This is a genomic window from Actinokineospora sp. (genome assembly GCF_050699995.1).
GTDB lineage: Bacteria > Actinomycetota > Actinomycetes > Mycobacteriales > Pseudonocardiaceae > Actinokineospora.
The window spans coordinates 1-10,983 of record NZ_JBOHGC010000379.1; the positions used below are offsets into that span (position 1 = coordinate 1).

The following is a 10,983-nucleotide window of genomic DNA, read 5'->3' on the forward strand; positions in this document are numbered from 1 at the left end:
GTCCCCCACATCCAGGTACAGCGCCGACTGGAGCCGCGCCAGGAAGCCTCGCTTCTGCGGCTCCTCCTTTTCCTCCTCCACCACCGGCGCGGGCGGCGGCGCGACCTTCACGCCCGTCCATTCCAGGAAGCCGCCGCACTTTCCGCAGAACGTGTCCGCGTCGGCGTTGTTGTAGCCGCAGCTCTTGCAGGCGATCATCGGGAGCCCACCTCCACTCGGTGCACGACGTGGGCGGGTTTTGCCGCCGCCACCGCGGCCTCGACCAGGTCCAGCGGCGCCGCGGCCGGGTCGTCGACCCGCACTCCCACGGCCAGCCGGGGGCTTGCCTCACCCGGGAGGTCCGCCGCCGGGTCCCGCGACCAGGCGACACCTCCGCTGTCGGCGATGTCGACGTTTCCGCCGGTCAGGACCTCAAGGTTCGCGCGCAGGCCGGCCACCGTGCCGCGCATGCGGTACATCTCCACCGCCGTCCCCACGACGGCTCGGCGGCGTTCGATCGGCCAGCCCTCGTCGAGTTCGATGCCGACCCAGCCGGACAGCCACTCCAGGAAATCCTCGGGCGCCAGCAGCGGGTCGAAGTACTCCACCAGGCAGTCGAGGGTGGCCAGGACGGGTGCGACGACGTCGTCGAAGCCCGCCATGAACCGCTCGGTGAACGGGTCCTCCTGGTACACCGCGGGAAGCATCTCCAGCATGGGCGCCGCGGTCGCCAGGCCAGGCACGAGCCCGCGCATCAGTGTTCCTCCACCTTCACGTGGTGCTCGTAGCTGAACACCAGGCTGTACCGGTCCACGTCGAGCCGCTGGGTTTCCTCGCCCCGTTCCCCGGTGACCGGGTTGGCGCCGAAGAGCCGCACGTCCTCGACCATGTCGACACCGCGAACCCGTTGCAGCAGAGCGTAAACGTCGCCCGCCTGCACGGGCCTGCCGAACTGCCAGCCTCGTCCGTCCGGGCCGCCGGTGATCGGGTTGAGGTGTCCGTAGAGGGCGGCCAGCGCGTCGGCGCGGACTCGGGCGCGGTCCACGCGCGGGCGGGCGATGACTCTGGCCACGACGGTGACGCCGCGGTACTTCGGCGGTGAGACAAGGACTCTGGTGCCGATGAGCCGGACCTCGTCGAGCCGGTCGGTGATGCGGGTCAGGGTGTCCTCGCCGGGGACGAGGTCGGCGAAGGTGATCCGGTTGTCCACCTGGGCCGCCGCAGGCACCACAAGCACCCGCACGGACCCCGCGTCCACGTCGTCGTCACCGGCCGTCACACAGCGGACTCTGGCGATGTCCGGCGCGGATTCCTGGGTGATCGCCTCGTAGTCCTCCGCGGTGACCGCGCGGCTGCGGGTGCGCAGCAGGATGGGCCCGCGCGCCTTGGCCTGCTCGACTGTCTCCCCGTCGACACCGCCGGACGCGCTCTCCAGGTTCTCCACGCCCGACACGAACGGGATGGACGACTTGAGCGTGCGGATCGCGCCCGCGCCGACGTTGCCGATCCGCCCACCGCCGACCGCGTAGCGCCGCAGCCGGATCGTGGCGCCATAGGGCGGCACGGCCCCGTACTGCCGCAGGCCGCCCTCCGGCTCCCGGATCGCGGGTCCGAAGTGGATGGTCCCGGTGACCGGGTCGAGCAGGTAGTGGCTGTCCGCGGGCGTGCTCGCCGCGAAGTGCTGCACCTGCGTCCAGGGCTGCCAGCCGTCCTCCGAGGTGATCTCCAGGACGGCTTCACCGACGACGGGACCGTGCTCGATGAGGAACTCCTGCCCCGGCACGCCTTCGGACAGGCCCAGAACCTCGTCCTCGATCACGTCGCAGTGCCCGGACACGACGGTCCCGCCGACCGTGCTCGCCGCGAGACCGGCGATGATCGGCGCGGTCCGGTACTTCGGGTACTCCTCGTCGACCTCGACCACCCGGGCCCGCAGCCATCCCCCGGCCTCCTCGCCGAACACCGCGGTCTCGTGGTCGGGCGGCACGTGCACCAGCACTTCGCCGTCGACGTTGAGCGCGCCGGTCGCGTCCCGGCTGACCAGGCAACGCACCCAGTCGGTGCCGTTGAACGCCTCCCACACCAGCGGCGGGTGGTCGGGGTGCACGCCGTAGCCCTCGACGGTGGCGTCCACGTCGAGCCGCACCACACAGTTCGGGACCGCCGTGGTCAGGCCCACCAGCAGCACATCACCGGGCACCGGCACGTCGCTGAACGCGGGAAACTGTTCCCCCATGCGGAGTTCGTCGGTGCGCAGGGTCGGCTCGTCCTCGCCGTGGCGCCAGGTGCCGACGGCATGCAGGGCGCACGGGATGATGGACAGGTCGCGCGTGGTGGAGAAGACGATCGATTCGTCGACCTCGGTGCGGATCGTCGCGACCGAGGTGCCCAGCGGGATCCCGACGGTGGTGATCGCGGGCGCGGACAGCCAGAACGTGACGGGAACCTGCGCGGGGGTGGCCGGGATCAGCCGCAGGCCGATCATGTCGAGGAACTTGACGTAGAGCCGGTCGGGCACCTGGTTGAGCCGGAACAGCAGTTGGTCGGTCATGAACGCGAACGTCTCGATCAGGGTCACACCGGGATCGGAGACGTTGTGGTCGGTCCACTCAGGACAGCGGCGCATCACCATACGCTTGGCGTCGTCTACCAGGTCCTGGAAGCGGCGGTCGTCGAGGTTCGGGGTCGGCAGCGCCATCAGTAGTCACTCCCGTCCTCAGGGATGGAGTAGAACGGGAACACCAGGTTGCGGCGGTCGTTGGTGTCCTTGATCTTGTAGCGGATGTCGATGTAGAGCGTGCCCTGCGCGTGCGGGTCGGGGGTGACGTCGACCTTCTCCACGTCGACCCGGGGTTCCCAGCGCAGCAGCGCCTGGCGGACCTCGTGGGACAGTTCGGCGATGGTCTCCATGTTGGCGGGGCGGAACACGAAGTCGCGGATGCGGCTGCCGAACTCCGGCCGCATGGGCCGCTCGCCGGGGTAGGTGGCGAGGATCAGCCGCATCGCCTGCTCCAACTCCACCTCCCGCCGGACCAGGGCGATCCCGCCCTGCGATCCGACGCCGAGTGGGAACGCCCACCCGGCACCGACGAAGTCCTGCGACATCGCGCACTCCTCAATTGAGCTTGATGGTCTTGCCCTTGATCTCCGTGACCGCTTCCGCCTCGACCTTGACCGTTTTTCCCTTGAGCGACAGCGCGCCGGTTGTCTCCACGTTGATCCCGCCCATGCCCGCCTTGATCGTGATCGCGCCCGTGGCGCCGCACTCGATGGTCAGCTCGCCCTTGCCCTTGCTGACCGGTTTGGCCGGGTCGCAGACGAGCTTCACCGTCCCGGCCGCCTGGTCGATGTGCAGCGAGAGTTTGTCGTCCTTGGTGCCCAGCATGATCTCGGACTTGGTCGGCGGCGCCTTCCCTGGCGGGCCAGGGGGAAGGTCGTCGGTGAACAGCAGCCGGTTGCCCGCGGGCGAGGCCAGGCCACGCTGGACCACCGCCCCGGAGCCGTCGACCGCGGTCGTCAGGTGGCCGAACGCGGAGTTGTCGTTGATCAGTCCACCCAGGACATACGGCCGCCGGGCGTCGCCGAACTCGAAGCCCACCAACACCTCGTCCCCCACCTCCGGCAGGAACAGCACCCCGCTGCGCCTGCCCGCCCCGACCTGGGCCACCCGAGCCCAGTCCGACTCGTAATTCGGTGACAGCCATGGCATCGCGACCTTCACCCGCCCCGCTTTGTCAGGGTCCTTCGCGTTGGTCACCACCGCGCACACCAGCCCGTCGAACGGACCTCGCCTGCTCGCGCCCGACGACGTCATGCGCAACAGCGAGCGGTCCTGCCTGCCGCTGACAAAGAACTTGGTGTGGTATCCGCCTTCCAGCGGGTCGAAGATGTGCCGGGCGTTGGTCACCACCCACTTGCCCGCGAACTGCTTCGGCACACCGGCGATCGTCACGCTGCCACCCGCCTGGATCTCCGGGTCGCCGTAGGCGTCGCCCTCGGCTTCGGCGAACGTGCTGGACACGTGGTCCGCCAAGCTCTTCGCCGCCAACTGCGCCACGCTCGCCGCGCTCGTCCCACGACCCATCGGCCGGTCGACCACGACATAGGCCGTGTTGCTCGGCGCGGTCCCCATGTCCAGCGCGGGCATCCCGGGTATGGCGGGCGGCGCGGGCATGGTGACCGGCGGCGCCAGCCCGTCGGTGAAGGAGTTCGCCATGGCCGCCGGAACCTGACCGTCGATCTTCACCGACCCGGTCTCGGCGTTGGCCTTGCCCACGGCGACCCGGGCCGCCTTCGAGTCCCAGACCCGGACCTCGACGTCCGGGGTCAGGTTCGCCGCCGACAACCGGGGCAGGAAGGTATGCAGGTTGTCCTTGAACGTCAGCGTCGAGCCCAAGCCGACCATCGACGCCGCCGCGTCCATCAGCCCACCGCCGCCCGCGCTGCCGGAAGCCTTGCGGAAGAAGAACTTCCCGCCCGCGACCCCCGTCTCGTAGCCGATCTCGCGCGCCCGGTCGGTGAGGAACTCCCAGTCCGTCTGCGACACCTGCGCGATGTGCTCGTGCGTGGTGGTCGTCGCGTCGACCGTCCCCGCGCGCAGACCCGCGTCCCGGGCGATCTGGCTCGCGATGTCGGAGTCCTTCATGTTCACGAACGTCCGGGTCCGCTTGGCCCGCTGCAACCGGTGCGCCTTCTCGTATCCGCGCACGACGGTCAGGATCATCGAGTCCTGGCACAGCGCCTCGACGGCGGTGACCTCGCCGGTGATCAGCGGCTTCGTGTCCGTCGACCCCGCGCGGTTCGCCTTGATCTCGACGACGGATCCGATGCGCAGCCCGGAGTCGTCGAGGAAGGTCCCGGCGTTGTCCAGGAACGTCAGCTCGAACATGTCCGGCAGGTGCAGGTGCGTGTCGACCACCGCGCGGATCAGCAGCTGCGAGTGGTTGGGCATCATCGGGATCCCGACCGGGTGGCCGACCAGGATCGCGGGCATCACGATGCCCGTGCTGCTCCCACCCGGCATCATCGGCTGCTCCCCGTGGTCAGCTCGTCCGGGTTCGGCAGGTAGACGGTCTGGCCGGGACGCAGCCTGCTCGGGTTCCCGATCCGGTTGACCTCGGCGATGCGCCGCCACAGACCGGGCCTGCCGTAGTGGGTCATGGCGATGGACTGCAGGGTGTCGCCGGAGGACACGGTGTGCGTGCGCCGCCCGGGCAGGCCGCCGGAGGTCGGGTTGGTCGGCAGGCTCGCGAGCGCGCTGGGCTGCTCGCGCATCGACAGGTCGATCTCCGCGCGGATCGGGATGCCGGTGAAGTCGAAGCGCACGTAGGAGATGCCCACGCTGACCAGCCGGACCTGGTACATGAACGCCACCATCGGCGGCCCCCACTGGAAGGTGATCTCCGGCAGGGTCGTCTCCAGGGTCGCCCCGGCGATGCCCATGCTGCCGATCCCGCTGAACGGGCTCATCCACCGCAGCAGCTGGTCGCAGCGCAGCTTCGCCGTCACACCCTCGAACACGATCTTGCTGATCGAGATCATCGGCGCCTGCACGGACTTCGTGATCGTGCCGGACGCGCCGCCGGGCACGTGCAGCGCGTGCATGTTCGGCTTCGCGGTATAGCTGGCACTGCGCTTGATCGAGATTTTCTCGGGATTGAAGTCGAACGGCACCACACCCGGCGTCAGCGGGTTGACGCAGTAGAGCATCGCCGGAACCCGGGCGCCCGCGATCAGGGCGGCGCTGACTCCGGCGCCCACCGCCGCGCTCGCCGCACCGACCACCGCTGCCCCACCGGGAACGGCGGACGACACGTCCGCCCCCACGCCCACGCTCATCGTCATCTCGCGCTCCCTACAGGAAACCCTCGTGCACCAGCGTCAAACTCTCGATCGCGATACCCAGGGTCATCGCGTCCAGGTCGGGTCCCTTCCAGCTGCTCGGGTAGACGTTGCGGAGCTGCCACGACCACACCTCCTGGGCATGCGCGTCATAGAGGGTGATCTGCGCGGTGCCGCCGGGAGCACCGATCATCGACTGCACCCACCCGTTCGCCCGGTCCCGCAACCACTTCTGCACGCTGTCCGCGCCCGCCTTGTCCATCGCCCGCTCCAGCGTCACCTCCGGGTACTCCAGGTGCCCGGGCAGGATCGGTTCGTACAGGTAGTTCGCGCCTTCCTTCACCTTGTAGGGGTTGAACTTCACCGCCAGGCCCTTGCACCGCGCCCACCCGCCGAGGTCCACGCCGTCGACGGACACGTGGAAGCGCAGGGTGAGCGCGAGCATCGCCGACATGCTGAGCGCCACGGCGGGTCACCTCCTTCACTATCCGAGTTTGATCTCGTCCTCGAGGAATCCCTTGTGCGCCAGTTCCAAGCTCTCCAGGGAGACCTGGCTCGCGCCCGCGTCGAACCCGGTGATGGCCCACTTCACCGGCATGACGTCGCGCAACTCCCACTCGGTGATCAGCCCATCGTCCCTTTTGGACCCGTAGAGCTCGATCTTGCCGATGAAGACCTCGCTGGTGAACGAGTTCTTGCTCAGCCAGGAGCGCACCTTCTTGGTCTCCTCCGAGACCGCGCGGGTGAGCTTGATGTTGCTGTACTTGGTGTTCCCCGGGAAGTAGAAGCGGTCGTTGCCGCCGTCGCCGGTGCGGTACTCGGCGACATCCCAGCTCACGTCGAGACCCTCGGCCTTGAACCAGCTGCCGAGGTCGTACTCGGACTTGCCGGTCATCTTGACCACGAACCTGTTGGACAGGGCGATCGTGCTCGCGTCGCTGAGCGCCACGGCGTCCTCCTATGTGAAGTCGGTGAGCCGACCGGACCGTTCCCGGTCGACCAGCAGTTCCAGGCGCAGCCTGCTGCGCACGCGGTCGTAGAGGCGGGCGGTGAGGTCCTCCATGTCCACCCGGTCGAGGTCCACGGGCTCCTCCTCAGTGCCGTGCATGTCCGTGGTCCCGGTGCCTGCCCGGCCGCTGCTCGACGTGGCCGAGTCGGGGCGGCGGCCGCCGCGGAACCGGTCGTCACCCATGGGCTCGCTGAAGCTGACCGTGTCACCGAAGGTCCCGCCCGCGTCACTGATCCGCTCGGGGGAGCCGGTGGCCGAGCGGCTCGGCGCGGCACCCGGGGTGCCACTCGACGCGGAAAGCGCCGCGGCCAGGCTGAGTCTGCTCGCCGCGCCCTGCGCGGTCTGGCCGGTCTGCCGGGCTCGCGGGTCGCGCAGGTCGTCGCCGCTGCGCTGGGTGAAGCTGACCGTGTCACCGAACGCGCCGCCCTCTTCCGGGTTGACAGGGCGCGGCGTGGACGACGACGCGCGGCCGCCGCCCTGCTCCTCGCGGTCAAGGGCGCGCTCGATGCGCTCGATGTCGGCGTCGCCGAGGTGGCTGATCAGGGACCCGCCCTGTTCGGCCTGCTCGGCGTTGAGCGCGTCGAGGAGTTCGGTCTCCATCTCCTGGCGGCGCGCGGCCCGGTCGAACGTGCCGGAGCCGCCGGTCGAACGGGTGGTCGAGGTGGGCGAAGTCGCGTCGGCGCCGCGGCGCTCGGTGAAGCCGACCGTGTCGCCGAACGCGCCGCCGCCGGTGGTGGGCAGACCGGAGGTCATGCGTGGACCGCTGGAGGTGCGGCGCTCGACACCGCCTTGGGCGCCGGAAGGGGTCCACTCCTCCAGCACGCGGTGCGCGGTGCTCTCGGCGATCTGGTCGATCTCCTCGCGCGCCTCCCGCTCGAAATGCGAGTGCGCAGGGTCGGGCGGGGTGACAACGGTGGGCGCGAGCTGGGCCGGTCCGGACATGGTGGGCTCGGCGGCCTGGGGCTGCTGCGGCGGGTGGATGAGCGGGGTGTCGGTGAGACCGCCGTACTGGCCCTCGGCCGCCACCGCCTCGGCCTCAAGCCTGCGACCCTCCGGTGTGGACAGTGCGGGCAGGGAGCCCAGGGTGCGCTGCTGCACTACGTGGACGAGTTCGTGCGCCAGCAAAGACTTCGCCTTGGCGCTGCTGGTGGTGCCCGCGGATTCGGGCAGGAACACCGCGCCGTCCTTGGCGAACGCGCGCGCTCCCCGTGCATGGGCTTCGGCGTCGACGGCCGGTCCGCGGAACACCGGGACGGCCGAGACATCCGCGCCCCGGTCACGCTTCAAGGCGCCTGCCAGGTCGGGAGGCACCTCGTCGCGCACGATCCGTCCGGTCACCCGTGGCAGCGGGGTGGCGCCCGCCCGGAACACCAGCGGCGGTGGGGCGGGTGGCGGCGCCGGAAAGGGGGCGGGTGGCCGAGGTTCCTCCGGGGCCGCGTCGACCACCATCGGCGGTTCGGCGGGCGGGACGAACGGTTCGTCGGCCGGGCGCGAGACCGGGCTGCCCAAGCCGAGCCTGCGAGTCTGCCCGAGGCTCGGCCTACGCCTGGCGGGCGGCAGCGGTTCGGCGGGCCGGACGATCTCCGCCACCCGCGGCGGGAGCACCGGATCCGGGGTGGGAATCCGGGGGTTGGCGGGGATGTTCGACGGGATCGACAGCGGCCGGTCCGGCACGACAGACGGGAATGACGGCGTGGGCGGGACCGGGTCGGGCTCGGGGGTGGTCTGCTGCATCCACTCCGGGACGTAGCGCATCCACCCCGGCGCCCGGTAAGGCTGCGCCGGTTCCCGCGCCGGGCCCACGTACTCGTCGGTGGCCTCGGTCAACTGACCGACCGGCCGGGCTTTCCGCACCTTCGGCCGCTGCGGCAGCGGCTCGGTTGCCTGCCGGGTGGCGGGCAACGGCAGCGCGCGAGCGATCCCCTCAACCCCCCCGACCGGGGGCGCGACGTGTGAGCGGATGGCGGCCGTGCGGCCGGGCAGCGGTGGCTGGACCGGAGCCGGACCGGTCACCAAAGGGGCGTCCGCGGCGAACGTCGTGGGCATGGGCGGCACCAGGACCCACTCGCCGCGGGCGCGCTGCGGCGGATCAGCGGCAGGGGCCGGTGCGGTGGTGTGTGACGCCCGTCGGAATGGCCAGCGCATCCGGTCCCTCCCCTGCTCATTCGTCGAGCCTGCTGTGGATGCGGCCGATCTCGGTGATCAGCCGGTCGCGCACCGGGTGTTCGAGGTCGAGGATCGAGTCGAACGTCCAGTGCAGGTAGTAGGCGACGTACGCGACCTCCTCCCACAGGCGGTCGGGCGCGTACGTCACGATCCCCCCGGGGCATCACCTGCCACGTCGACCGCGAAACCGGTGCCGCACTGCGGGCAGTGCACCGCGACCTCGGTGTGCCCGTCGGCGTTGATGCGCCGGTAGAGGTCCTGCAGGAAGGCCATGTCGGAGGCGAACAGGTTCTCCACGACGAAAGTGTCCACGGAGGCCAGGTCGCCGAGCGTGGTTATCGTCCGCTCCAACAGGAGCACGGTCAGGTACGCCGGGTTCTGCTTGGAGCGCTGGTCGGCCTGCGTGGTGATCTCGTCGCGCGCGGTCGCCAGCCGCATGACGCCGTCGCGGTGCACCCGGCCGTGCTCGTCGACGAACCCGCGGGGCAGCGTGAACGGGTATTCCGTGCGCAGCCCGGTGTCTCCGGGCGCCGTCACCGTGCTCATGTCAGACTGACACGCGCTGGATGCGCTCGGACACGATCGTGACCGTCTCCATCAGCACCTCGCTGGACCCGGCCTTGAGCGCGCCGATCTCCAGCTTCGACGGCCAGGCGTGTTCGAGGTGGTAGCGGGCGACCGGCTTGCCGTCAGTGCCGTACATGATGAGCGAGCAGCTCTTACGGGCCGCGACGATGTCGCCCATCAGCACGGCCTCATGCCACGCCCACAGTTCCATGCTGGCGTTCTTGCCGCGCTTGAGGACGAGCGTGGCGGGCTTGGTCTTGCCGGGCAGCTTCTTGAGCACGACCTCCTTGTCGGTCGACTCCATCAGCTCGACGGGTTCGACCTCGGTGGTGATGCCCTGCAGTTCGGAGAACGAGGCGATCTCGTAGCCGTCGATGGTGATGGAGAACCGGGCGGCGGTGAGGGCGTCATTGGGTTGGCTGGAGCTCAGGCCTGCGGCCATGGTCGGTCCTTCCTAGGTGTGGAGGTCTATTCCTCGAGGCCGGCGCCTTCGGAGAACTGCGAGATGCGGAAGACCACGAACTCGGCGGGCTTGACCGGCGCGATGCCGATCTCGACGGTGAGGATGCCCGCGTCGCGGTTCTCCGGCGGGTTGTTCTCCTCGTCGCACTTGACGAAGAACGCCTCCCCCGGGGTGCGGCCGAACAGCGCCCCGTCGCGCCAGACCCGGCGCAGGAACATCGTCACCGTGCGCTTGACCGAGTCCCACAGCTTCGGGTCGTTCGGCTCGAACACGACCCAGTTGGTGCCTTGCAGGATGGACTTCTCGACGTAGTTGAACAGCCTGCGGACGTTGAGGTAGCGCCATTCCGGGTCACTGGAGAGCGTGCGCGCGCCCCACACTCGGATGCCCTGGCCGCGGAAGGAGCGGATGCAGTTGACCGCGATCGGGTTGAGCAGGTCGTGCTCGCCCTTGGTGATGTTGAGTTCCAGCGTCACCGCGCCGCGGATGACCTCGTTCGCGGGTGCTTTGTGGACACCGCGGCTGGAGTCGTTGCGGGCCCAGATCCCGGCCATGTGCCCGCTCGGCGGGACGAAGACCTGCTTGCCCGCGACCGGGTCGGCGACCTTGATCCACGGCCAGTACAGGGCGGCGTACTTGGAGTCGTAGCCGGCGAAGTCCATCCGCCAGTCCTTGACCTGCTGTGCCTTGAGTCCGGGCGGGGTGTCCAGGATGGCGACGCGGTCAGCCATGAGTTCGCAGTGGGCGATCATGGCCAGCTGCACGGCCTTGACGTCGTCCATGGTGAGCGCGCCGCGCTGCAAGGCGGCCATCAGGTCGGGCACGCAGAGCATGGTGACCTCGTCGATGGCCTCGAGACCACCGAAACCGGTGCGGTCGGAGGAGTTCCCGACGTAGGCGTTCGCGTTGACCACGCCCGGCGCCGGCGCCGGCGCGGCGAGCGCGACCTCGCCGGTCC

At 69.9% G+C, this 10,983-nt stretch carries 12 protein-coding genes and 1 pseudogene; all 13 read right to left on the reverse strand.

What is annotated here, in order from left to right:
* A pseudogene (locus tag ACRDSQ_RS18655) lies at positions 1-198 on the reverse strand (hypothetical protein); the annotation flags it as partial.
* Complete coding sequence (locus ACRDSQ_RS18660; RefSeq protein ID WP_431422823.1) at positions 195-734, reverse strand: phage tail protein; 540 nt, start codon at positions 732-734, stop codon at positions 195-197. The gene ACRDSQ_RS18660 and the pseudogene ACRDSQ_RS18655, both read right to left, overlap by 4 nt.
* On the reverse strand, positions 734-2,677 hold the full coding sequence (locus ACRDSQ_RS18665; RefSeq protein WP_431422825.1) for a putative baseplate assembly protein: 1,944 nt from the start codon (positions 2,675-2,677) through the stop codon (positions 734-736). The genes ACRDSQ_RS18660 and ACRDSQ_RS18665 overlap by 1 nt, the downstream gene beginning before the upstream one ends.
* Positions 2,677-3,084 (reverse strand): GPW/gp25 family protein, encoded by a 408-nt coding sequence (locus tag ACRDSQ_RS18670; RefSeq protein WP_431422826.1) that lies wholly within the window; start codon positions 3,082-3,084, stop codon positions 2,677-2,679. The genes ACRDSQ_RS18665 and ACRDSQ_RS18670 overlap by 1 nt, the downstream gene beginning before the upstream one ends.
* Before the next feature lie 10 nt (positions 3,085-3,094).
* Positions 3,095-5,005 (reverse strand): phage baseplate assembly protein V, encoded by a 1,911-nt coding sequence (locus tag ACRDSQ_RS18675; protein WP_431422827.1) that lies wholly within the window; start codon positions 5,003-5,005, stop codon positions 3,095-3,097.
* Positions 5,002-5,823, reverse strand: a complete 822-nt coding sequence (locus ACRDSQ_RS18680) for a LysM peptidoglycan-binding domain-containing protein (RefSeq protein ID WP_431422829.1) — start codon at positions 5,821-5,823, stop codon at positions 5,002-5,004. The genes ACRDSQ_RS18675 and ACRDSQ_RS18680 overlap by 4 nt, the downstream gene beginning before the upstream one ends.
* A gap of 10 nt (positions 5,824-5,833) precedes the next feature.
* Entirely contained in the window at positions 5,834-6,286 is a 453-nt protein-coding gene (locus ACRDSQ_RS18685; RefSeq protein WP_431422831.1) for a phage tail protein, read from the reverse strand.
* Positions 6,287-6,304: 18 nt separating this feature from the next.
* Complete coding sequence (locus ACRDSQ_RS18690; protein WP_431422832.1) at positions 6,305-6,769, reverse strand: phage tail protein; 465 nt, start codon at positions 6,767-6,769, stop codon at positions 6,305-6,307.
* Between the two features lie 9 nt (positions 6,770-6,778).
* On the reverse strand, positions 6,779-8,974 hold the full coding sequence (locus ACRDSQ_RS18695) for an eCIS core domain-containing protein (RefSeq protein ID WP_431422834.1): 2,196 nt from the start codon (positions 8,972-8,974) through the stop codon (positions 6,779-6,781).
* A gap of 16 nt (positions 8,975-8,990) precedes the next feature.
* On the reverse strand, positions 8,991-9,143 hold the full coding sequence (locus ACRDSQ_RS18700) for a DUF6760 family protein (RefSeq protein ID WP_091374686.1): 153 nt from the start codon (positions 9,141-9,143) through the stop codon (positions 8,991-8,993).
* Positions 9,140-9,541: a phage tail assembly protein gene (locus ACRDSQ_RS18705; RefSeq protein WP_431422835.1), complete on the reverse strand. Its 402-nt coding sequence runs from the start codon at positions 9,539-9,541 to the stop codon at positions 9,140-9,142. Before ACRDSQ_RS18705 ends, ACRDSQ_RS18700 begins: the two co-directional genes overlap by 4 nt.
* Before the next feature lies 1 nt (position 9,542).
* A complete protein-coding gene (locus ACRDSQ_RS18710; protein WP_431422837.1) occupies positions 9,543-10,004 on the reverse strand; it encodes a phage tail protein in 462 nt (153 codons plus the stop codon).
* A gap of 26 nt (positions 10,005-10,030) precedes the next feature.
* Positions 10,031-10,983, reverse strand: a 953-nt coding sequence (locus tag ACRDSQ_RS18715; RefSeq protein ID WP_431422839.1) for a phage tail sheath family protein, incomplete at its 5' end; no start/stop codon positions are given.

Bases quoted from the DNA above. Each gene is read 5' to 3' on its own strand.
- ACRDSQ_RS18660 (WP_431422823.1), bottom strand. From the start codon at position 734: ATGCGCGGGCTCGTGCCTGGCCTGGCGACCGCGGCGCCCATGCTGGAG.
- ACRDSQ_RS18710 (WP_431422837.1), bottom strand. From the start codon at position 10,004: ATGGCCGCAGGCCTGAGCTCCAGCCAACCCAATGACGCCCTCACCGCC.
- ACRDSQ_RS18705 (WP_431422835.1), bottom strand. From the start codon at position 9,541: ATGAGCACGGTGACGGCGCCCGGAGACACCGGGCTGCGCACGGAATAC.
- ACRDSQ_RS18680 (WP_431422829.1), bottom strand. From the start codon at position 5,823: ATGACGATGAGCGTGGGCGTGGGGGCGGACGTGTCGTCCGCCGTTCCC.
- ACRDSQ_RS18665 (WP_431422825.1), bottom strand. From the start codon at position 2,677: ATGGCGCTGCCGACCCCGAACCTCGACGACCGCCGCTTCCAGGACCTG.
- ACRDSQ_RS18695 (WP_431422834.1), bottom strand. From the start codon at position 8,974: ATGCGCTGGCCATTCCGACGGGCGTCACACACCACCGCACCGGCCCCT.
- ACRDSQ_RS18670 (WP_431422826.1), bottom strand. From the start codon at position 3,084: ATGTCGCAGGACTTCGTCGGTGCCGGGTGGGCGTTCCCACTCGGCGTC.
- ACRDSQ_RS18675 (WP_431422827.1), bottom strand. From the start codon at position 5,005: ATGATGCCGGGTGGGAGCAGCACGGGCATCGTGATGCCCGCGATCCTG.